Genomic DNA, 21,586 nt, shown 5'->3' on the forward strand with positions numbered 1-21,586 from the left:
TCGGAAAATGTTTAACGGCACATTACTTTTAACCAAATTAATCCTGCGCCAGCAGCGGTTCAAGCTTTTCATTTGGCTCGCCGGTCTGATTGGCGTCACATTGGCTGCCGCATCGGCTTATCCGACGATGTATCCGGATATGCAGGCGAAACAAGCATTTGCGATAACGATGGAAAACCCTGCCATGATTGCGATGATCGGCATCGGATATGACATGGAAGAATACACAGCGATCGGCGCTTTATTCGCGAACGAAATGCTGCTGTTCACCGCTATCACCGTAGCCATCATGAATATTCTGCTCGTCACACGGATGACCCGTGCTGATGAAGAAGACGGGCGGGTTGAAATGATCCGGTCACTTCCGACAGGCCGCCTCGCGTATATGAGTGCTGCAGTTATTGTCATCGTTTTGGCAAATGTGATTCTTGCTCTTTTCACCGGACTTGGACTGACAGCCCTTGGAATAGACGGCATCGGTATGGAAAGTTCATTTCTGTACGGTTCAATTTTGGCCGGAACCGGTTTGACGTTTGCCGGTTTTACGGCAGTTTTCGCTCAACTGGCTGAAACAGCGCGTGGCACCAGCATGCTGGCGTTTGGATCACTGATCGCTGCCTATTTGATGCGGGCAGTCGGAGATGTGAACAGTGACGTCATTTCCCTTATGTCACCGCTTGGCTGGACTGTCAGAACGAATGTTTTTATCACGGATGACTGGTGGCTAATTTTTCTCTTTCTCACTCTCACAATTGTTTTAACACTTGTCGCTTTCTGGCTACACGGCATCCGCGACCTTGATGCCGGGTTCATTTCGGCAAAAAGCGGTAGAATTCATGCATCAACTTTCTTGCAGAAACCATTTGGCCTGATTCTGCACCTGCAGCGCACCAATCTTTTGATTTGGGGCATCTGTTTGTTTCTCTTGAGCGCGGCGTTCGGTTTCATTCTTGGCGATTTGGAAAAATATTTTTCAGATGTCGCTTTCATTGAAGCCATGCTAGCGGACAATCCCGGCAGCAACATGACCGATCAATTCATTTCGCTCTTGATGGCTATTATGGCACTCGTCAGCACTGTACCGGCCGTCATGGGTGTGTTGCATGTTAAAGGGGAAGAAATGAAGCATCGTTCTGAAAATATATACAGTCGTGCTGTGTCACGGATGCATCTGTTGAGCAATTATCTTATTCTCGCTATTGTGGTAAGTGTCATGATGCAGGCACTCGTGGCATTGGGGTTATGGTCTGCAGGGTTGAGCGTCATGGATGAACCTTTGGAGCTTGCCACCATCTTTTCGGCTGCATTCGTCTACCTGCCTGCCATGTGGCTGATCATCGGGCTTGCCATATTGCTGATCGGACTGCTTCCAAAGATAGCGACATTTGTCTGGGCGTATGTATTCTACGGTTTCGTGACAGTTTATATCGGCGACATGCTCGAACTGCCGGAATGGCTGAATAACCTGTCCGTTTTCGAACATGTCCCACAGCTGCCTGCTGCCGATATGGATTTTGAAAATATCATCTGGATAACAGGAATTGCGATTGTGCTGATGGTTACCGGATTTATTGGTTACAGAAGACGGGATTTGGAAGGTTGAGGGGTGATACCTCCTCCCCTGCACAAAACCATGAACCAAAAAACTTTGAAAAATCTATTGTACTGTCAGCTTATATCGTGTTAGTATATATAATAATTCCAATAAGATTAATATAGATTAAAACCACTTCTTATCAAGAGAGAGGGAGGGACTGACCCTGTGAACTCTCGGCAACCAGTTTGATGCTGATATTTTCAGATTGAATCAGGTGCCAAATTCAGAGGAATCCACTAAGATTCCATAGATGAGAAGGGACCGACAAAATGACCTCTCTTTTGTTAACCCTTCTCATCGCTGAATGAGAAGGGTTTTTAATAACTCAAAAAGGAGAAATTTTAAAATGGCAAATACGACAGTTAGTGCGAAGACGGTTTTAAAGGACAATCTATTAGTTGAAACAGAATCCAGGGGCATAAAGTTATCGTGGATGAACCTGAAAATTTAGGTGGTACAGACCAAGGAATGAATCCGGTCGAACTGTTGCTTTCTTCTCTGGGTGCATGCCAGTCGATTGTTGCCAGAACTTATGCCGAAAAATTCGAGGTTGATCTTAAAAACTTTTGGGTCGAATTAGAAGGCGATATTGATTTGGATGGCTTCCTTGGCAAATCGGATGTCCGGCCTGGATTTTCCGATATTCGCTATACATTTCATATTGAAACAGACGCCCCGGAAGATAAATTACAGGCATACAAGGAATTTATTGAAGCGCATTGCCCTGTTGGGGATAGCATCGCAAATCAGGTTAATCTTGGCTCTTCAAAAGTCGTCATTGAAAACAAGGTGAACAAATAAGCATAAAATAAAAAGGCGTCTGTCTTTCAAACAGCTATCTCTAATCGGATGGAAATAAGCCGTATCGTGATAAGGTGCGAACTCTAAGTAGTTCACTTGTAGTGAAAACCTTGAAATATCAGTATGGTTATCTTTGTCTATTAATAAACCAGCTCAGTTAATTGGAACTGAGCTGGTTTATTATAGTTTATTCTCCTTACAAACTCACCTGTTTGCTTAATTTCACTATTATGTATTGCAAGTTAGTAAACGATCTGATATGCTACATTGTAATACAAGATACATAAACGATTTTGGAAGAACCTTTTTTTGCCCAACTATATTGTATTACAAAGTAGGTGGATGCTTTGTCGCTTAGGAGTCAGCTGTTAAAAGGTATATTAGAAGGCTGTATTCTCGCTATAATTTCACGTAAAACGGTGTATGGCTATGAATTATCAGTCAAGCTGCAGGATTATGGCCTTACTGTCAGTGAAGGTTCGATCTATCCCGTTCTGCTCCGGCTGCAAAAGGAAAAGCTGATTAGGGGAGAAATGAAAAAATCGCCAAGCGGCCCTAATCGGAAATATTATTTCCTTACTGGCGAGGGTGCAAAGGCTCTGGAAGAATTCAAGGGGAATTGGAAAGAAATCAAAACGCCGGTGGACCGGTTAATGGAAGAGGAGGCATATGATGGATAAGAACAAACTGATTGAAGACAATAACCGGAAACGAAAAGAGCTAACGGAAGAAAACCGCAAATATTATGAGGATATGCTTATATATTTACGGGTTTCTTATAAGAAATCAGAACAAGAAACAGAAGAAATCCTAACCGAGATGCTGGATCATTTGCTGGAGGCACAAGCGGAAGGACGATCTGCCGAAGATGTATTTGGAACACAGCCGAAACAGTATGCGGATGAAATTATCGGAGAACTTCCGAAAATAGCCACCAAAGAGACAACAGGTCTGATTACAATGGGAATGTTATATTTTCTTGCGGCGAGTACTTTACTCACAGGGGTTATTGATATGATTGCTTTTTATCTGTTTGATCAGGGTGATTCAGTTAAAGTTATTCATACAGGATCATTTGCTTTGAAAGCCATTATAGCAATAGTGCTTGTTTTTCTGTTTGCCTATGCTGTCATCCAATATATTCGCTGGTCCTGTTTTAAAAAGATCAAACGCGTAACCGAATTCATAGGCGCTTGGCTGTTTGGATGTCTGGTGTTTCTCGTTTTTCTCCTGATTTACTATGTCATGCCAGCATTCGGTCCGGTTGTGGAGTTTCCGGTCTATGTAAGTCTGTTGGTCGGGGGCGTTCTTGGAATCCTGGGGTGGCTCATCAGGAAAAGGATTTGAATTCGTCTTTAAGACAAAACCTCATTTTATTTAAAAAGATTATCTGTGACCGCACCAATATGTGAAAAAAACCTACGCTAAAAAAAGCCTAATTCCTCAATCCTGTTAGCAGAAAATTAGGCTTTTTTTACTTCTATAAGACCCTGTGAATTCCCAACGTGCTGATACGTATGATTTGTCTACGATAGGACCTACTTCAATCGTCATTTTCACATCATCAAAAAACGCGCAACCATCCGTAATGATCCCCTTTAATGCTTCTGAGCCTTTTATTTCATCCGAAATTTTCCCGTCAGTTCTTGCCTGATGAACCGTGCAGTCAGAAGACGTTATTTCATTGAGTACAGAAATATCCTCATTCCAAGCTTTTACCCATAATTCGTAAATCTGCTTTCCATCATAAACCGTCAAATCAAAATACCTCCCTTGCCTGATTTTATGTTGCTATAGCAGTTCGATAAGGTTTGGTTTTTTTCCTGTTTTTCAGCAATAAAAGACAAAATCCTTATTAATTCAGCATCGCACCCTTTTAAGGAACAACTTTTATTCATGAATGGATTGTATTATGAAATTCTTTTATTTTTTCCATGAATCTGTTGTTGCCCTGGCATTTGCTGATTTTGAGCCGTCAAAAGTCATCGCCATTCCACTCCCCAACTGCATGACGACGTTACTTGGAATTGAAGGGAAGCTATATGGAAAAGACGAGAAATGACCGGCGCCTTCGTAAAAAACTTCTTTCCTAACCGTAATTTTAACACAAATATTCAGAATACCATGAAATTGTTGATTTGAACGTAATTAGTTCAAAAAAATAGCGTACTAACTTTTGTTTAACTTAGTACGCTAAATACCATGTGATTTTATATTGTTTCCACCGTAAGTGAACTGCTTAATTCAATCGCCATTTCTTGTTACCGGCTTTGTTTATTAACATTCGTCACTTTCCAACCTTTTTCATCAACCCACTCGAGATTGACGACATACATCCAGTCCTGGACACCTTCAGGACTGACTTCACCGACTGATTTTTGCGGACCGCCGCCATTTCCCAAGTGCCAGATCGTCATGCTGTCATTCAGACCCGTTGCCATTTGAATGGCTTTCACCTTTTCATTCCAATCAACTGAACCTTTGTCATAACTGGAAGTATGCTGTCCTGTCTGGGAAGTGCCGATGGGTTCGCCAATTTGGTCTGAATTAACGCCGTTTCCATCCTGCTCTTCTTGCTGCGATTCGTTTTCTTCTTTATCTTGTTGTTCATTATTATCACTGGTGTCTTGCTGAGATTCATTTTCTTCCTGACCTTGCTGCTCACTATTATCGCTTGTGTCTTGCTGAGATTCGCTTTCTTCCTGTTCATTGTTCGATTCCTGATCAGAGTTTACTGATTCAGAATTTTGATCAGCATTTTCACCTTCAGTGATTTCAACGTCATTATCCTGTCCATTTGACCCACCCGTGTTTTGCTGATCTTCGGTGGTGGCGTCGCTATCGTTAAATATCATGTTTCCTACAACAGCTAATATAAGGATAAAGACAACACCAATCAGGGAATTCAGTATAAAATTTTTGTTATTTTTATTCCTGCGCATGCCAGATCGTGTATTCATGTTCGTCTCCTTTCCCAAAACCTCAATAGTAATCTCAGATAGTAAGAATAATTATCGAGATTTGTTAACTGTCCATTCCCAAATAACATAGACTTCAAAACTTAAATTATATCTTGAAAACATAAGCTTATTGTCGCTGCTATTTTAAATTAGCATATGATCACCATAAATGCTTGTATCGTGCTTTTTTAAATAAGCAGTCAGTTCACATAAACTGTTCAATATATGCTCCAGACAGTAAAGTTTATTCGTTCTTCCCGGCAATTTTTCCGGGGTCCCTAGTCTTACGAGTCATTCATGTGCATCATGCATTTTTCAAAAATGTGTTGGCCGGCGATATAGGTCGGCAGATACATATATACACAAACTAATAGCACTATCGTTCCCCGTTGATGTTCCCTGCCCCACCCAAACAGTTTTTTATTGCAGCGCTTGCCCCCATTTCCGCAGATTCTTCGATTGTCGTTATAAGAAGTCATATCACCAATACAATCCGCTGGGACAGCAAAAAGCCCTTGCTAACAAGCATAGCTAAAAGAACACCCGCTGTCACGTTTTTATGATATTCCAGACCTTACAGCCATAGGTGATTGGCTTTCTCGCATTACGACTATTAGATGGAAGGGAGTTTTGTCGATGAAACTGTACTTAGATCCGGGGCATGGCGGGTCAGACCCCGGCGCTCAGGGGAATGGCATCAACGAGAAATCGCTGAATCTTGATATTGCGCTTCGAATCAGGAATGTATTAACGCATGACTATAAAGGGGTTCACGTACGCATGAGCCGTTCGGATGACCGGACGAAAAGCTTGCGTGAGCGGACAAATGAAGCAAATGCTTGGGGTGCCGATTTTTATTTATCCATTCATTGCAATTCGTTTAACGGTGTTGCCCGTGGGTATGAGGACTTTATCCACAGTAGCTTAACAGATGCGTCCAAAACAGCGGCTTTTCAGAAGACCATTCATCATGAAATCATGAAGGTCAATCAGCTGTCGGACCGCGGACGGAAAAAAAGAAATTTTCATGTGCTGAGGGAAACCGCAATGCCGGCACTATTGACGGAAAATGGATTTATCGACAACACACACGACGCACGGCTTATGGCTGATCCAGAATGGCGGCAATCTGTAGCGCGCGGTCATGTTAACGGACTGGCGAAAGCATTTAAATTGAAGCTGACGACATCCAGCAAGGCACTCTATAAAGTCATCGCTGGCGGTTTTCATTCAAACGATAATGCCAAGAAGCGTGTAAAACAGCTCGGGTCGCATGACATCGACGTGTTTATCACCGAAACAACCATTTCCGGAAAGCCTTGGTATCGTATTCAAGCCGGTGCATTTTCAAGCAGGAAAAATGCTGAAGCACAATTGAAAGCCGTCCGTGGTGCAGGTATTGACGACGCGTATATAACCGCTAAAAAACGTTAGACCCGGTGAATTCACTCCTGCAGATGCCAGTCTATCGGCGGCCGGCCTGCCTGTTTCAGAAAGTCATTGGTACGGGAAAACGGCTGGCTGCCAAAGAATCCTTTATGCGCGGAAAAAGGACTAGGATGCGGCGATTTAATGATCAAATGGTGCCGCCCGGTAATGAATGCTTCTTTGGCCTGGGCATGGCGTCCCCACAGAATAAATACGACCGGATCCTGCTTGGCATTCACCTGACGGATAACTTCATTTGTGAAATTTTCCCATCCTTTGCCTCTGTGGGAAGCCGGTTTGCCTGCCCTTACTGTCAGAACCGTGTTCAACAGAAGGACACCTTGTTCAGCCCAGTCTGTCAGGCAGCCGTGATTCGGACTTTGAATCCCGAGATCATCGCTTAGTTCTTTATAAATGTTTTTTAATGAAGGCGGTATTGAAACATGCGGCTGAACGGAAAAGCTCAGCCCATGCGCCTGATTCGGGCCATGATACGGATCCTGCCCGAGAATGACCACTTTCGTATTTTCATAGGTTGTATAATGAAGCGCATTAAAGATATCATACATATCCGGATAAACCGTTGTGCTGCCATACGCCTGTTTTAAAAACGAACGCAGCTCCAGGTAGTAGTCTTTTTCAAACTCATCTGCCATGACCGGCGCCCAGTCATTCGTTAATATAGTCAAAATTTCAAACCCCCAACAATCTTAAATAGCATATAGATTATCATATCACGTCATGGCAAGACTGAAAATGGGATTAGTTTGGTTAGGGTTGGGATGGCACGCCCGGTTAAATTGCTCATTCGCGCAGTTTGTGGTAAATTTCGCGCGGTGTTCCTTTAAAATCGCGCGGTTATCGTGGTATTTCGCGCGGTCACCACGAGATTTCGCGCGATACTTTTGCCTCACATTAGAGCACACGCCATTGATTTTAATCATCCTTACGCAAATTTCTCCAATTTAAACTCGCCTACGATTCATCATCATCAACAGGTATCAGCCTATGAAAATAGGAACCGGCGATTTCTCTTAATTTCGTTTCATTTCCTTTGTCAAAAGCAATCAAAAAACAGGTGGCCGGGCCGGCGGATTTTTCCAAATCGAGCACGCAATCCAGTTGATTCGTCCGTTGCGTCCAGTTCCGCCATGCCGCCGCAACACCCTTTGAACCAATCGGGAGCAATGCTTTCACCGTTTCCAGCCGGCTCAAATGCTGAAATAACCAAAGCGGTGCAACTTTCTCAGGTTGTTCCAGCACGTCTTGGCCGACCAGTGGTGTCCCGATAACCGCGAATGCTTCTTGGCCTGAGAAATCGCTTGTTTTTCTGATTGACCGTGTCCCAATAACTGTCAGACCAAGGCCTGATTGCAAGCCGGGAAAATTGCTCTCAGTGCTTCCGGTGATGGGAAGCTCAGCTAAATCCAATTCATCCAATACCTGTTCTGCACCATGTTTATAATCCAGCCAGGCCTCGTCACTGGTAAAGTTCTGCATGACGACTGCTTGCACGGCACCTCCTGCAGCAAGGCATTCCATCACAGCCACACGACAGGCGAAGCGACCCACAACGGTATTCGATGTTCCGACTGCATCATGCCGCTTTTCACCAATCCCTCCACTGTTATCTGATGCAATAACGAGCTCTTTTTCAGCTGTCAATGGCAGTATGACAACATTGTTCATTACTGATCAGCTCCTTTTTAGACGGACAATTTTACCGCCGTGCTTCCGATCGAAGTTGTGTCGCTCTCGATCGATTTGGTTCCACCCTCGCTCGATTTGGCGCCTCCCTCGATCGATTTGATGCCACTCACGCGTGATTTGGTGCTGCTGTCGCTCGGGTTGACACGCGCTTTTATCCTTCTTTCTTCTTATTGGATCCGCGGAAAACTTTTGCGCTGCGGGCGTACTCGACATCCGGCACATTCAACCTGGCGTTGATGACGCGTGCAGCTGCAAAAAAATAGTCCGACAGGCGATTTACATATTTTAATGGGACAGGTGAGATGTCATCTTCTGCTTTCATAAGCGATACAATCATTCGTTCAGCCCGGCGTGCGACTGTTCGGGCGATATGAATCGAGGCTGAAGCATCTGAGCCGCCCGGTAATATAAAACGTTCCAGTTCCGATGCTTCATCAATCAATTCATCCATTTTGTCTTCCAGGTAAGTAATCGGCTCTTCAGTCAACTTATGGTCGCGTTCATCTTTGATATTGGATAATTCTGAGCCGCAGTCGAACAGCTCGTGCTGAATTTTTTCAAGGTCTGCCACAATATCCGGGAAAATGGCGTTATCCAATTCCGAAATCGCCTTTCCGACAAATGAATTCACCTCATCGATTGTTCCGTACGCTTCAACGCGAATGTCGTCTTTGTCCAATCTTCCGCCAATGACACTTGTCTGCCCTTTGTCACCTGATTTTGTATAAAGTCGCATTCAAAATCTCTCCCTTTTTATCGTTTGTTCCATGCCATACCAGATTACATCAGCCCGCTCTGCTTGTTTCACTAAATCCTGATAAACCCACCCGGTTATATCCCGCCACAGTCGCTTTCGTTTATCTATCGGCACAATCCCTTTGGAAATGTCTGTACCGATGATAACAAGCTTCCGGTGGCTGTCAGCTTGTTCCCACTTCAGCCAGGGGTTGATTTGATTCAGTATGCTTTGGCGCTGGATATCCGGTGGCAGCGCTGAATCTATTTCTGTATAAATCCATTGTTCAAGCCCTTCCAATACCACAACAGCCGGAATCGTTTCATAGAACTGTTTCGATAGCATATCACTGTCATAAGCGCTCAACCATAAGCAATGATCTTTAGTATAGTGGTTTTTCACCCATTTTCGTTTTCCATTGAAGGCACCACCTGTAATGAAGTGCACCGGCCGCCCTCCTTCCAGTCATGATAAGTCCAGGAAAGCCTGATCCCGTTACCATGCGGAATGTACCATTGCCAGAAAGATTTTGCCTCATCAGCAAGTTCGATTAACAGGGAGCGGATGACCCCGCCGTGTGTCACCAGCAAAACTTCCCCGTAACCCTGATCATTGATGCTTTCCACTAATGAATGCCAGCCGTTCAGCACCCTTTTTTCCATATCGGCAAAACTTTCCCCATCGGGCGTCTGCTTGGAAAAAGGATCATCCAGCCATTTCTGGTATGCTGCATCATGACAAAGATCTGCATATGTTTTTAATTCCCACTGACCAAAATTCATTTCACGAAATGCTTCGTTTGCCATATGCCGCGATCCTTGGCAAAGAATATCAGCTGTTTGCCTGCATCGTGCTAAGTCACTTGAAACACAGAAATCGTAACGCGGCATGTTGCTTCGCAGTGCTTTTAATGCACGCCTGGCCTTCTTAGTAATCGGCGGATCAGACCAGCCCAAGTATTTCTTTTCCAAATTTTCCGCTGTTACACCATGGCGAAAGAGTGTAACAGCCACATAACGATCCATAATACCAATTCCATCCCTTCTGAACTCGCACCTAATGTATCACCCGATATGCCGCCGAAATGCTTCTTTATTTTCGAAGCGATTATATAGCCTATAACGATCATAAAGCTGACGAGGATAAAATAGCTCGCCAATAATTCACTGTTTAATAGCCCTATCAAACTGCCAATTGTGATTAAATAGAATCCATAAACCACCCAAAATGACCGGCTCGCACCTTGTTTGAAAAAGTGGGCCATGCCATTATTTCGAGCCGCCGGCAACACCTGCAAATAAGCACCCATCAGCATTTTTCCAAGAAACGGAATCAGCACAACCAACAAATATGTCCCATCATGTGCCATGGTGACCAACTTATAAAGAATCACAAAACGCACGCCAAGAAATACGACAACAGACAGGACACCAAATGCACCGACACGGGGATCCTGCATCACCTCCAGCCGCTTCTCGGGTTCCCGGTAGGAAAAATAGGCATCGCTTGTGTCAATAAGACCGTCCAGATGAATACCACCTGACAGCAAAATCATAACAAGCCATAAACAAAGCGCGATTATCACTTCAGAAAAAGGTGTATATGACAAAAACACAAACAAAACAGATGCATAGATGACCCCCTGCAGCAAACCTAGGAGCGGGAATGTCCGCAGTGCAAATGACAAATGAAAACGGCTCATCGGGAGCTCTCTTTTTATCGGAATGGTTGTGAAAAACTGAAGGTTAATGCCCAGCCCTGTCAAAATGCCGCGCAAACTAGTAAGCATGCGCGTCACCCAGCATGATTGTCAGTAATTTTCGCCAATCCAAATGGTTTTCTAAATGCCTCGCCAATTTTGTATACGTCGCTTCTTTTTCCGTGACATTGGCAGTGACAACTTCTGGCGAGCTTAAACGATCTTCTTCCACGAGGGCATGTTCGATGTGCGGCATAACGCCCAAAACAGGAATCCCGGTATAGGCTTCAAGCCACTCGCTGCCTGAAGTAAACGACGTGATATCGCCATGAAATTTATTAATGACGAGCCCCTTCACCCGATTTCGTTCTTCCTGCTCAAGCAAGGCCAATGTCCCGGCAATACTTGCAAAAGCACCCCCTCTGTCAATATCAGTAACCAGGATGACAGGAACATCTGCCATTTCGGCCAGCGCCATATTGGAGAGATCTTGCGCCTTTAAGTTCATTTCCACCGGACTGCCCGCCCCTTCGAGAAAAATGAGATCATACTGCTCGTCTAACTTCTCGAGCGCCGATTGAATTGTTTTTCGTGCTTCATTGTAATAGATTGTTTGATAATCCCTGCCATTAATGGTTCTGACGGGCTCACCCATAAAAATCACCTCGGTCTGATGATCTTCGGAAGGCTTTAAAACAATCGGATTCATATATTCAGAAGGCAAAAGACCTGCTGCTTCTGCTTGCTGGGCCTGCGCAATACTCATCTCTTTTCCATCTTCCATTTGAATCGTACGGTTGGACATGTTTTGTGCTTTGAATGGCACAGCGGCATATCCTTTTTCTGCAAACAACCGGCACAGAGCAGTTGTCAGAAGACTTTTCCCGACATTTGACGCGGTCCCTTGAATCATAACCCCTCTCATTGCGCTGCTCCTTTCTTGCAAATCGGAATCCCGTTTTCGACTAAATAAGCGGTATCTGATTGATCGACTATCGCTTGATGAACGTTTCCGAGTATGTATTGATATTTTTTAATGGATGGTTCCTCAAATGGCAGCCCTATTGTTACTTCATTGGAAACGACAATTAAAGCGGCAGACGTTTCCTGGAGACTTACGATATCGGTTAATAGATAATCGATGACACGTTCAGGATCATCCATGTTGCAGTCAAATAAATAATTGTTCAATAGCGTTGTCACGCAATCGAGGACGAGTATATCCTGTTTTGAAAAATGCTTGGCAATACGATGCAGATGATACGGACATTCCCATGTTTCCCAGTGAACGGATGCGTTTTGCCGGTCTTCCTTGTGGCGGGCAATCCGGGCCGTCATCTCCTTATCAGAAGGCATGCCGCACGCAATATAATGCAGGTTTGCTTGCAAGTTTTGACCTAACTTAATAGCGGCTTTCTCAGCATACGAGCTCTTCCCGCTCCGAACTCCGCCAGTAATAAAAGTCAGTTTCCCTGTTTCCATTCGGCCAGCGCCTCCATCAATAAATCGTTTTCCGCTTTCTTTTTAATGGCCACCCGAAACCATGTTCCTTCAAGTCCGGGAAAGTTATACGTATGTCGCAACACAAGCCCTCTTTGCAATAAAAACTGGAATAATGCCTCCTGGTCATCCAGTGAGGGATCTTTAATCAGGTAAAAGTTGATCGCTGATGGGCTGTGCAGAAACTCGTTTTCCTTTAAAAACGAGAATAACCGGGCCCTCTCTGTGTCCATATACTGCCGCGTCTGTCTGCTGTGCTGCTGATCATTCAAGCACAAAACCCCTGCTTTTAAGGCAATGGCATTGAGGCTCCAATGCGGCTGTGTTTTTTGAATACGGGCAAGAAGTTCCTGCTGCCCTGCCAGAAATCCCAGGCGCAGTCCTGCAATAGAGTACATTTTTGTGAGTGATCGCAGTACCAGCAGAAATCGTGACCTGACCGCTTTTTGAATAAACGTTACAGGATCAGATGCGAAATCATAAAACGCTTCATCGATGATTAAAAGCGTTTTGGACTGTTCACACGCATCAATCAGCCAATCGACAGCCGGCTTGTCATATTGCACACCTGTAGGGTTATTCGGATGGCAAACGAAGACAGCATCAACGTTTTCAATATCCTTTTGCAATGCTTGCTTTTCCAACTGCCAGTGTGGCGGATGAACAACATGGTAAAAAATGGTACAGTCTTCATTCCTGCAGGCAGACGCATATTCGGAAAAAGCCGGATGGATGATCAGTACCTTTTTTCCGTGGAGATAACGGGCGATTAACGTAATGAGTTCTGATGCGCCATTTCCGGGCAGCAACTGAGATGCTGCCACACCTTCATGATCGCCAATCATCTGTTTCAATTCTGAAGCTGATGGATCCGGATAATCATCTATTTCCGCAAGCAAGCTTGGCCAGTGATCTTTAATGGCTCCAGGTGCACCCAACGGATTAATATTCACACTGAAGTCGACTATTTCTGCAGGTTTTGTCATGCCCAAAGCACTAAACAGATGATCCGGATTAGAGCCATGTGCCGGCAACCGCATAACATCCTCCTCCAATCCATAACAATATTAAAAAGAACCAAGCCGAACGTTCCATAATCGATACAGCCGCTTTGATGTCTCCCTTTTCCAAGTCTTTCTGCGGCAGCCCCATAACAGCCCGCTCCGATTTGATGCCTTGATAGAAATTCGTGCCACCAAGCTGAACACCCAGAAGAAGTGCAACGGCCGCCTCTCCCCAGCCGCTGTTCGGACTCGGATGCTTAGCGGCCTCTCGTTTCAAATGGTGACAAGCCTTTCTTTTCGGTATGTAAGGAGACCGGTAGACAAGAATCATACAAACTCCGGTAATGCGGCTTGGAATCCAGTTAACGATATCGTCAAACCGAGCCGATGCCCAGCCGAAATGGCGGTAACGGGTATTTTTGTAGCCAACCATCGAATCACACGTATTAACAGCACGGTATGCCATTGCCAGCGGGGCACCGCCGAACAATGCCCAGAATAATGGCGCTGTAATGCCGTCACTGACATTTTCGGCAACAGTTTCGACAGTTGCTCTGGTAATCCCGGATTCATTCAGGTATTGCGTGTCTCTGCCGACAATCATCGACACCGCACATCTGGCCTCTGGCATATCGCCGGCTTTTAATGGCTGATAAACGCTCATCGCCGCTTTTTTCAAATCGTTTTGAGCGATAGTTGTCGTGATGATCGCCGACTCTGCCGCGAGTCCGGCTATTGTATGAGCTTGATAAGCTCCCCATACAATCAGCCATGTCATAGAAAATACTGCAAGCGTCACAATAATTAGCAAAATAATGCCTTTAGCTCGTCGACGGGCGCCTTTATTCAGCCGACGTTCGAGCCAGGAAATAAAAGATCCAATCCAGCGTACCGGGTGCGGCCATGAAGGCGGATCTCCAATTATCCGGTCGATCATGAGAGCAAATGTGATACTGACTAAATGATAAATGATCATATCCTACCTCGCCTGATAAAGTGAAACTTCATTCAGTGAAGTGCTTTCCTTCAATGAATGTTAGTTGAACAGAATCGGACATTTACGGACAGTTAGTTGCCGTAATTTCGCGGATTACTGTCCTTTATATGCGGGATCACGCTTGATGGCTTTTTTAGTTTCGGCATAAACACTTTGGCCGATGAATTGACCAAGCTCTGTTGCGGTTCCTGCATACGGCACCAATTCTCCCTGTTGCGTGGCAGCCACCAGAATACTGTCTGTTGAGGTACCTGTTGCAATGGTACCCGTCTGCCTGTCCCTGATGTCTAGTTCTCTTAACCCTTGTGCCTTTGCCTCTGTAGCGGTCATAATCGCCTGGATAAATGCTTCATCGGTTAAGTGGCCATTGATAAACACCCAAATATTGATTGTTCCCTGCCTTATGGGTTGCGCGACTGGTTGTGTGCTGTCTTTTGCATTTCCTGTCCCGGCAGTCACAACGGTATAAATGGAGATTTGGTCATTTTCCCAAAGGCTGTAGGCAGCATTTTTAAGCTCAACTGCGGTCATCATGCCGACTGTGCGCGACACATCAAAACCATTTTTTTCTAAATAATCCTGCATCTCACCTGTCGGATCGGAACAGTCATAATCATTTGGAACATGACGATTGACAAATTGGGTGTTCCAGCCGATTCCCGCACCGCACACCCCGGAAGACAATGTTCTAAGCGGAATGGGTGAGGTCAAGGCAATGTGTTCCGGCTGAATGTTTAACATCGATGGACCGATCAGTGTTGATCTATCGTGCGTTTCAGTTGCATCAGGCAGCAAATGCATCTGCGGTTTAGCAACCACCGGGTGTGGATATTTTCGCACATTCGTCTTGTAAACGTCTTTAATCAAGCTCTCGGTCAGGACGCCATCAGGTGAATGGATTGCGCGCTCCCTGCCGTCGTCAAGCAACAGCAGCCGGTCACAGTAGAGACTTGCAAGATTCAAATCGTGGAAAATCGACACAACGGTTAATCCATCTTGCTTCGTTTCTTTTTTTAACAGATCCAGCAAATCCTTCTGATAGGCTAAATCCAAGTGATTGGTCGGTTCGTCAAGCAGCAGCAAATCAGGCTCTTGAGCTAATGCCTGGGCTAAAAACACCCGCTGCTGCTCCCCGCCTGAGAGTTCCTGAATCGTCTGGTGCTGAAATGCCGTAATATTCGTCTGCTCCATAACAGTGTGAAGTACACGCTCATCTTCAGATGTCCACGTCTGAAAAAAGCCCTGACGATGCGCGTACCTTCCAAGCGCAACCGTCTCTCTCACCGTATATGAAAACGCATGTGCCGTCAGCTGCGGCAGAACAGCCATTTTCTTCGCTAATGCTTTCCGGGAAAAATAGCGGATGTTTGTATGATTCAATTGAATCGAACCCGAACTATTAGGGATCAGACCACTGATCATTTTCAAGAGCGTCGTTTTGCCGCTTCCATTCGGCCCCAATATTCCAAAGAATTCCCCTTGCGAAATGGAAAAACTGATATCTTGAATAACCGGCTCACCGCCATAGCCGCCTGACACTTGCTCCAGGTTCAACATGACACTCACCTCCTTCTCGGTGCCGCTCGATTTTCCGATGGGCTCGATCGATTTTTGCATCATCGTGTTACTCGATGCAAAAATCGCCGCTTTACGATCTTCTTCGTTGTTTCATCAAAATAAGTGCGAACACCGGCGCACCGATTAACGCCGTGATCACGCCAATGGGCAGAATCTGCGGGGATATAATGGTTCGCGATAAAAGATCCGTCAACATCAAAAATCCCGCCCCGGTTAAAATGGATAATGGGAGAAGATGAACATGGTCGGGTCCCCATAAACGCCTGGTTAAATGGGGAATCACCAGCCCGACAAATCCGATTGCCCCGGATACAGCCACTGCTGCCCCAGTCAGAATTGAGCCAGCAACAAGAACCATCAATTTTCGCTTTTCGACATCAACACCAAGGTGCTGTGCCCGTTCTTCCCCGAATGACATCGCATTTAACTCGCTGGTGTTCATTAAAAGCAGCAACGATCCCAGGATGAAAAACGGGACAATAATTCCGACATAACGCCATCCCCGCATGGATACACTGCCAAGCAGCCAGCCCATAATTTGCTGCAGCTGATCACTCGTAAGGGCAATAATCAATGAAATAAACGCTCCCAAAAAGGAACTGAAAATAATACCTGTTAAAATAATCGTCTCGACCCGCATCGTCCGGTCGACTCTTCTGGCAAAAAACAGCACTAGCAAAATGGTCACTAAGGCACCGGCAATACTTAGTGCCGGCAGCGTAAAAAGCCCAAAAAAAGGAATTGAAATGTTAAAAAACAATGTTGCAACTGCCCCCACAGAAGCGCCGGAAGAAACACCCAAAATATACGGATCTGCCAATGGATTTCGCAAAAGGCCCTGGAATGCCGCTCCCGCTATCGCAAGAGAAGCTCCGACAAAACCGGCAAGCAGCACTCTGGGCAATCGGATTTGCGAAACAATATTCACATCTGTCGTATCAACCTGATCAGATATCGGTAAGCGAAGAACCTGTGCACCAATAATTTTTACGATATCTGAAACAGGAACAGATACACTGCCGACGGATATGGCCACAAGCATTGATACAAGCAAGAAGGCCATTGCCAGCATATATGCAGTCAAATGATTATTCTTCAAAAAGTTCCGGGTAGACAACTTCAGCGATCTCCTTTGCACCTTCCACTAAGCGGGGACCCGGACGACTGACAAGATCGGAATGCACATCGTAAACCTGCTCATTCTCCACCGCCGTCATATCTCCCCAGCCATCGCGATTTGTGACTTGTTCGACTGGATTATCTGCATAATGTCCATACGTTGTGATAATGACATCCGGGTTAAGCTCCACAATGGCCTCAGGATCGATTTGTACCCAGCCATCTTGTTCGTGCGCCGCATTATCTGCATTGACGACTTCCAGCAGATCCTGAAAAAATGTATTTTTCCCGGCCGTAAAAATTTCCGGTGCAGGTGCTACTTCAAAAAAGACAGATTGACGTTCATCATCACTGATTGCCTCGGTCTTTTCACTTAATGCTGCAAATTCCTCTTTCATATTGCCGACAATTTCTTCTGCCTTTTCCTGTGTACCGGTAACCTGAGCAACTTGTTCAATCGACCCATAAACACTTTCGATATCCTGTGCATCGTGCACCACAAATACATTGATACCCGCATCCCGAATCTGCTGCAAGGCTGCTTCGGAGTTATGTGCACCGGAAGCATGCGCAAGCACAAGGTCGGGCTCCAAGCCGATAATTGCCTCCACATTTAGCTCCATGCCGCCTACCTTCTCTTTTTCCTCCACTTCTTCCGGATAATTGTCATTGTCAGAAACACCAACGATTTCCTCTCCCAACCCAAGTGCAAAGGCTATTTCGGTATTACTTGGAATTAAGGAAACAATCCGCTTCGGTTTCTCATCAATTGTTAATTCATTGTCAAGCGCATCTGTTACCGTCAACGGAAAAGCTGATTCCTCCGCATCTGTTTGTTCGGTGCTTTCATCCGTACTCCCGGTCTCATTTTCCGAGTCAGCACTATCAGAACCGCAGCCGACTAAGAGACCCAGTGTTAACATTATTAATAGCATGAAAGAAAAAATCTTTTTCACTTAAATACCCCCTGTTGTATGTAGAATAAAATAAAAAAACATCTTCACGAGAAATGAAGATGACTATGTAAAAGAGCAGTGCATAAACCTGTCCCCTTACACCCTCCTATTCCCCGTAGGCATTGGTGCACGATAGGCACAGGCAGGTCTCCTGGCTCTTGCTCATCACTAGCTGCACCTTCCCATACATTTACATGTACAGTGGTTATAGCAGCTAGCTCGCAATTACAGTGGCGGGACCGCGCTGGACTTTCACCAGCTTCCCTTTCAAGATTTCACGAATCGAAATCACCTGTACCCAAAGCTATTCAGTTATTCGCTGAATTCAATTATACATAATGTTGCAAAATCTGTCACGTTTTAAAAAAGCCAGATAAATAGATAATTTGATTCGCATCAAAACTCCCCGCACACACTTCCTGAATCATTATAGTGTTGGTTCACTGCATAGACTGCAAATCAATACACAGTCATACGCCCGGCCCTTGCCGTAAAACAAAAAAAGACTGCTAATGGCTGTTTGATTTAGCAGTTAATTTCGTTACATTTATAATGTTTGCGACAGATCCCGAAATCTGTTACCCACAGACGGCAGCTGATTTTATTCTAATCCAACTTTTCTTTTAATATAGTAAATATCCTGTTCACAGTTCAGCACTTTCTTTTCGAGCAAATCTGCGTCAATTTGTACTCTATCTATTTTGTCATCTGTTTGGTCAAATCGTCTATCAACTTCATTAAAACGCTGATCGACTTCAACAACACGTTCTTCAAATCGTTTTTCCATCGCTTCAAAACGCTGATCCACTTTTTCAAATCCTTCATTCATCTGGTCTTGCAGTTCTTTAATTGCCTGCAATATTTGACTGGTTGGCACATCACTCATTCAAGCCCCTCCCCAATTGTCGTATGTACTTCCAGTTTTATTATACACCATCTCTTTAACGTAATCTATATCATTTATGTTCACTTAAACACCCTTGAACCGATTCAGGCAACATCCTGAAAAATAATCCTTTGTATTTAATATCCGCCACACCGGCAGCCAGAATAATTATACCGAAAATTAATAAAACTGGTCTTTTACACATTTTCATCATTCGCCCCTCCTGAATGCATTTATCACACTATATCCACACTATACGTATTACACTAGATGCTCTTCACATCGATTGCAACCGCTGTAGGAAACAAGAAATTTTATGTTAAACTGTGTTAGCAAAAATTTATCAGCTGACGATGCAGCTTTGTCATCAAAAGGAGTGATTAAAATAGCTAACACACACACTTTCAGTAAAGGTGAGGAAGTTGCGAATTCCATTACGCATGGAGTAGGCATTCTATTCAGCTTAACAGCATTAGTGTTATTAATTGTATATTCTTCATTGGTAGGGACCGCCTGGCACGTTGTAAGTTTCACCATATTTGGTTTTACAATGCTTCTCATGTATACATCCTCTACATTGCTGCATGCCTTCCCGGAAGGAAGCAAAGTTAAGGATTTGTTTGAAGTATTTGATCACTCATCTATCTACTTTTTTATCGCCGGCACTTATACACCGTACATGTTTACGGTCGTTGAAGGTGCTTTAGGATGGACCATTTTCGGGATTGTATGGGGAATGGCGATTGGCGGGACCGTTTTTAAGGCGTTCTTCGTTAAAAAGTTCTTGTTCACTTCAACTGTGCTGTATGTTTTGATGGGATGGCTAATTATTTTGGCGTGGGGGCCTTTAATCGAAACACTTCAGCCAAGCGGGTTAGCGTATCTCGTTGTAGGCGGCTTGTTATATACGTTAGGGGCCGTTTTTTACGTTTGGCGGGGTTTTAAGTTTCACCATGCCGTTTGGCACCTTTTTGTTATCGCAGGAAGTGTCCTGCACTTTTTAAGTGTCATGACACTTCTGGAGTAATTCTGTGATTTTCTGCAACTGACCAGATCATTTACTCTCCATTAATGCGTTCATATGCCATTTTTCCCTTGTCGGGGTCTGTCCCCAATTTCTGCCATATGGATTTCAAGCGGACTGCCTGCATGAAAGTACCATAATTCATCAGATTTAAGCCGGTGAAAATGTGAAACATCCCCTGCCCGCAGCAGGAAATATATACTTGTGTACAAAACATGATCTTCCAAAGCCTCCGCAGCATATGTCTGTTTGTAAAAACCGCCCTCCGGATGAGGTTCCAGATTTAATTTCCTGATCCAATCATGAGCATTAAGTGACGTCATATGAACACCCTTTCAAATTAAATTCAGCATCTGGCATCAAATCTTTTTCGACATATTATAACTCTTTACTTCATAACCCATCTTTTGATACAGCGCAAAAGCACGTTCATTATGCGCAAATACATGAAGGCCTATCCGGCTGATACCTTCTGATTTGGCATATTTCTCCAAACTAGCCATCGTCAGGTTGCCATACCCTTTGCCGCGCTGGTTTTCATCAAGCTCAATATCATAGATAAATGCCTGCTTGTCCTCTTCGTTATGCTTAACAAAGAGCCACAATATCCCGACCGCTTCATGGTCGCTCATGATTGTCAATAAGTTATGGTCTTTCGTTTTCAGTCCATCAGGCAGCAATTGCTTAAACTGATGCTGCGCATTTTCCAGCGCATCCGCTTTATGCCAGTTCCCTGCTTTGACATGTTCATCGGCGTAGTCTTGCAGTTTTGTCTCATAATAGGTGTTAAACCGCTCTTCACTCATTGGTTCAAATGTTATTGTCATTTTTATTCCCCCTGTACTTAACTGGCGATCCCAGCACAAAGATACATTATTGTTAAAAACCTTTACACAAGTGATGTCACAAGGTGTAAAATATATAAATCCCCCAAAAGAGCAATGCGACAAATATTATGAGGAATATAATATCTTTGACGATGATCGTTGTATTATAAAAGTAAAGTTTGCTGATGAAATAAATGATACCGGTAATAGTAGCTGTTAACACTAAAGCAAAACCGAAACTATCATTTATGAGTTGAATAATGGGTAACAGTATAATGAATATTATAACGCCTGCTCTTTTCGTTATTGAATATTTACGGTCATTGAAAATGGCTTCTTTTAGCGATGGTTTATTTTCATCCATACAATCTCCTCTCTCATTTTAATCCGCTTTCTTTCCGATAAGTTTAATCCATTTCTGTTTAAACATCGTTTCGCCATTCTTTATGTATGGAGAAAGGCCTGTTCTTATATTCCCCGTCTCAATCTCAGTATTTATATCTTGGATAATTTGTTCTTTTATTTGATCATCTGGTTCGGTCAGCGCCAGCCATCTGTTTAGGTGAATCGGAACGTCTAATGCAGGAGGGACCGGCATATTGCTCTTTAATTTTCTTCTTGTGTTCCTCACTCATATCATCTTTCTCCTCCCAACTGGTCATTTTGAATACCCACTTTCACTCCAAATTTGTTCAATAGCTTGACCCGATCTTGCAATGACTCCTCATTCTCAACTAATACCCTGCCCGCTCCGGTCGAAAGCG

26 protein-coding genes, 1 pseudogene and 2 riboswitches are annotated in these 21,586 nt (G+C 44.3%); of the genes and pseudogenes, 6 read left to right on the forward strand and 21 right to left on the reverse strand.

The annotated features are described in order from the left end of the window. Nucleotides 1-7 precede the first annotated feature (7 nt). From AOX59_RS07950 to AOX59_RS07965, 4 genes and pseudogenes are all read left to right on the forward strand, one after another. On the forward strand, nt 8-1,603 hold the full coding sequence (locus AOX59_RS07950; RefSeq protein WP_068444309.1) for an ABC transporter permease: 1,596 nt from the start codon (nt 8-10) through the stop codon (nt 1,601-1,603). A gap of 127 nt (nt 1,604-1,730) precedes the next feature. Beyond that, a riboswitch (SAM riboswitch) is annotated at nt 1,731-1,854 on the forward strand. A gap of 89 nt (nt 1,855-1,943) precedes the next feature. Continuing rightward, a pseudogene (locus AOX59_RS07955) lies at nt 1,944-2,398 on the forward strand (OsmC family protein). Between the two features lie 347 nt (nt 2,399-2,745). After that, on the forward strand, nt 2,746-3,078 hold the full coding sequence (locus tag AOX59_RS07960; RefSeq protein WP_068444312.1) for a PadR family transcriptional regulator: 333 nt from the start codon (nt 2,746-2,748) through the stop codon (nt 3,076-3,078). Continuing rightward, complete coding sequence (locus AOX59_RS07965) at nt 3,068-3,745, forward strand: YhjD/YihY/BrkB family envelope integrity protein (RefSeq protein ID WP_237049395.1); 678 nt, start codon at nt 3,068-3,070, stop codon at nt 3,743-3,745. Before AOX59_RS07960 ends, AOX59_RS07965 begins: the two co-directional genes overlap by 11 nt. A 105-nt stretch (nt 3,746-3,850) precedes the next feature. Here AOX59_RS07965 and AOX59_RS07970 read toward each other — a convergent pair whose 3' ends face one another. The 3 genes from AOX59_RS07970 to AOX59_RS07975 all read right to left on the reverse strand — a co-directional run bounded on the left by AOX59_RS07970 (nt 3,851) and on the right by AOX59_RS07975 (nt 5,358). Next, on the reverse strand, nt 3,851-4,156 hold the full coding sequence (locus tag AOX59_RS07970; protein ID WP_068444320.1) for a nuclear transport factor 2 family protein: 306 nt from the start codon (nt 4,154-4,156) through the stop codon (nt 3,851-3,853). A gap of 165 nt (nt 4,157-4,321) precedes the next feature. Continuing rightward, on the reverse strand, nt 4,322-4,519 hold the full coding sequence (locus AOX59_RS20705) for an acyl-CoA thioester hydrolase/BAAT C-terminal domain-containing protein (protein ID WP_082684155.1): 198 nt from the start codon (nt 4,517-4,519) through the stop codon (nt 4,322-4,324). Between the two features lie 140 nt (nt 4,520-4,659). Next, the gene (locus AOX59_RS07975) at nt 4,660-5,358 is read right to left on the reverse strand and encodes a YrrS family protein (protein WP_068444323.1); all 699 of its coding nucleotides are present in this window, start codon (nt 5,356-5,358) and stop codon (nt 4,660-4,662) included. Between the two features lie 636 nt (nt 5,359-5,994). Between AOX59_RS07975 and AOX59_RS07980 the strand changes: the two genes are divergently transcribed. Further along, on the forward strand, nt 5,995-6,792 hold the full coding sequence (locus AOX59_RS07980) for an N-acetylmuramoyl-L-alanine amidase (RefSeq protein WP_068444326.1): 798 nt from the start codon (nt 5,995-5,997) through the stop codon (nt 6,790-6,792). Between the two features lie 11 nt (nt 6,793-6,803). Here AOX59_RS07980 and AOX59_RS07985 read toward each other — a convergent pair whose 3' ends face one another. The 14 genes from AOX59_RS07985 to AOX59_RS08050 form a co-directional block, all read right to left on the reverse strand. Next, nucleotides 6,804-7,475 carry a uracil-DNA glycosylase gene (locus AOX59_RS07985; RefSeq protein ID WP_068444328.1) on the reverse strand — a complete coding sequence of 224 codons (672 nt, stop codon included), beginning with the start codon at nt 7,473-7,475 and terminating at the stop codon, nt 6,804-6,806. Nucleotides 7,476-7,761: 286 nt separating this feature from the next. After that, a complete protein-coding gene (locus AOX59_RS07990) occupies nt 7,762-8,475 on the reverse strand; it encodes a hypothetical protein (RefSeq protein ID WP_068444331.1) in 714 nt (237 codons plus the stop codon). Between the two features lie 172 nt (nt 8,476-8,647). Beyond that, nucleotides 8,648-9,232 (reverse strand): cob(I)yrinic acid a,c-diamide adenosyltransferase, encoded by a 585-nt coding sequence (locus AOX59_RS07995; protein ID WP_068444334.1) that lies wholly within the window; start codon nt 9,230-9,232, stop codon nt 8,648-8,650. Continuing rightward, the gene (locus AOX59_RS08000) at nt 9,233-9,679 is read right to left on the reverse strand and encodes a bifunctional adenosylcobinamide kinase/adenosylcobinamide-phosphate guanylyltransferase (protein WP_068444336.1); all 447 of its coding nucleotides are present in this window, start codon (nt 9,677-9,679) and stop codon (nt 9,233-9,235) included. It lies immediately after the preceding gene. Next, nucleotides 9,631-10,257: a histidine phosphatase family protein gene (locus AOX59_RS08005; protein WP_068444340.1), complete on the reverse strand. Its 627-nt coding sequence runs from the start codon at nt 10,255-10,257 to the stop codon at nt 9,631-9,633. The genes AOX59_RS08000 and AOX59_RS08005 overlap by 49 nt, the downstream gene beginning before the upstream one ends. Beyond that, nucleotides 10,215-11,021, reverse strand: a complete 807-nt coding sequence (gene cobS, locus AOX59_RS08010; protein WP_068444343.1) for an adenosylcobinamide-GDP ribazoletransferase — start codon at nt 11,019-11,021, stop codon at nt 10,215-10,217. Before cobS ends, AOX59_RS08005 begins: the two co-directional genes overlap by 43 nt. Continuing rightward, nucleotides 11,011-11,856: a cobyric acid synthase gene (locus tag AOX59_RS08015; protein ID WP_068444345.1), complete on the reverse strand. Its 846-nt coding sequence runs from the start codon at nt 11,854-11,856 to the stop codon at nt 11,011-11,013. The genes cobS and AOX59_RS08015 overlap by 11 nt, the downstream gene beginning before the upstream one ends. Beyond that, nucleotides 11,853-12,413 carry a bifunctional adenosylcobinamide kinase/adenosylcobinamide-phosphate guanylyltransferase gene (locus AOX59_RS08020; RefSeq protein ID WP_068444348.1) on the reverse strand — a complete coding sequence of 187 codons (561 nt, stop codon included), beginning with the start codon at nt 12,411-12,413 and terminating at the stop codon, nt 11,853-11,855. Before AOX59_RS08020 ends, AOX59_RS08015 begins: the two co-directional genes overlap by 4 nt. Beyond that, nucleotides 12,395-13,471 carry a threonine-phosphate decarboxylase CobD gene (gene cobD, locus AOX59_RS08025; RefSeq protein ID WP_068444351.1) on the reverse strand — a complete coding sequence of 359 codons (1,077 nt, stop codon included), beginning with the start codon at nt 13,469-13,471 and terminating at the stop codon, nt 12,395-12,397. Before cobD ends, AOX59_RS08020 begins: the two co-directional genes overlap by 19 nt. Further along, nucleotides 13,446-14,411, reverse strand: a complete 966-nt coding sequence (gene cbiB, locus AOX59_RS08030) for an adenosylcobinamide-phosphate synthase CbiB (RefSeq protein ID WP_068444354.1) — start codon at nt 14,409-14,411, stop codon at nt 13,446-13,448. The genes cobD and cbiB overlap by 26 nt, the downstream gene beginning before the upstream one ends. A 114-nt stretch (nt 14,412-14,525) precedes the next feature. Further along, entirely contained in the window at nt 14,526-15,989 is a 1,464-nt protein-coding gene (locus AOX59_RS08035) for an adenosylcobinamide amidohydrolase (protein WP_068444357.1), read from the reverse strand. Nucleotides 15,990-16,080: 91 nt separating this feature from the next. Beyond that, on the reverse strand, nt 16,081-17,082 hold the full coding sequence (locus AOX59_RS08040) for a FecCD family ABC transporter permease (RefSeq protein ID WP_068448203.1): 1,002 nt from the start codon (nt 17,080-17,082) through the stop codon (nt 16,081-16,083). A 16-nt stretch (nt 17,083-17,098) separates the two neighbouring features. Next, entirely contained in the window at nt 17,099-18,085 is a 987-nt protein-coding gene (locus AOX59_RS08045) for an ABC transporter substrate-binding protein (RefSeq protein WP_068444360.1), read from the reverse strand. 124 nt (nt 18,086-18,209) lie between these two features. After that, a riboswitch (cobalamin riboswitch) is annotated at nt 18,210-18,396 on the reverse strand. A gap of 290 nt (nt 18,397-18,686) precedes the next feature. Then, nucleotides 18,687-18,971, reverse strand: a complete 285-nt coding sequence (locus AOX59_RS08050) for a hypothetical protein (RefSeq protein WP_068444363.1) — start codon at nt 18,969-18,971, stop codon at nt 18,687-18,689. A 385-nt stretch (nt 18,972-19,356) separates the two neighbouring features. On the opposite strand from AOX59_RS08050, the gene trhA reads away from it, so the two are divergent. Continuing rightward, a complete protein-coding gene (gene trhA / locus AOX59_RS08055; protein ID WP_068448206.1) occupies nt 19,357-19,998 on the forward strand; it encodes a PAQR family membrane homeostasis protein TrhA in 642 nt (213 codons plus the stop codon). A 50-nt stretch (nt 19,999-20,048) separates the two neighbouring features. Here the strand turns inward: trhA and AOX59_RS08060 are convergent, their stop codons facing one another. The 4 genes from AOX59_RS08060 to AOX59_RS08075 all read right to left on the reverse strand — a co-directional run bounded on the left by AOX59_RS08060 (nt 20,049) and on the right by AOX59_RS08075 (nt 21,453). Continuing rightward, nucleotides 20,049-20,318, reverse strand: a complete 270-nt coding sequence (locus tag AOX59_RS08060; RefSeq protein ID WP_068444366.1) for a cupin domain-containing protein — start codon at nt 20,316-20,318, stop codon at nt 20,049-20,051. Nucleotides 20,319-20,354: 36 nt separating this feature from the next. Further along, entirely contained in the window at nt 20,355-20,822 is a 468-nt protein-coding gene (locus tag AOX59_RS08065) for a GNAT family N-acetyltransferase (protein WP_068444368.1), read from the reverse strand. Nucleotides 20,823-20,898: 76 nt separating this feature from the next. Then, on the reverse strand, nt 20,899-21,186 hold the full coding sequence (locus AOX59_RS08070) for a hypothetical protein (RefSeq protein ID WP_068444370.1): 288 nt from the start codon (nt 21,184-21,186) through the stop codon (nt 20,899-20,901). Nucleotides 21,187-21,204: 18 nt separating this feature from the next. After that, nucleotides 21,205-21,453 (reverse strand): hypothetical protein, encoded by a 249-nt coding sequence (locus AOX59_RS08075; RefSeq protein ID WP_068444373.1) that lies wholly within the window; start codon nt 21,451-21,453, stop codon nt 21,205-21,207. Between the last annotated feature and the right edge of the window lie 133 nt (nt 21,454-21,586).

Source organism: Lentibacillus amyloliquefaciens, assembly GCF_001307805.1.
Classification (GTDB): domain Bacteria; phylum Bacillota; class Bacilli; order Bacillales; family Amphibacillaceae; genus Lentibacillus; species Lentibacillus amyloliquefaciens.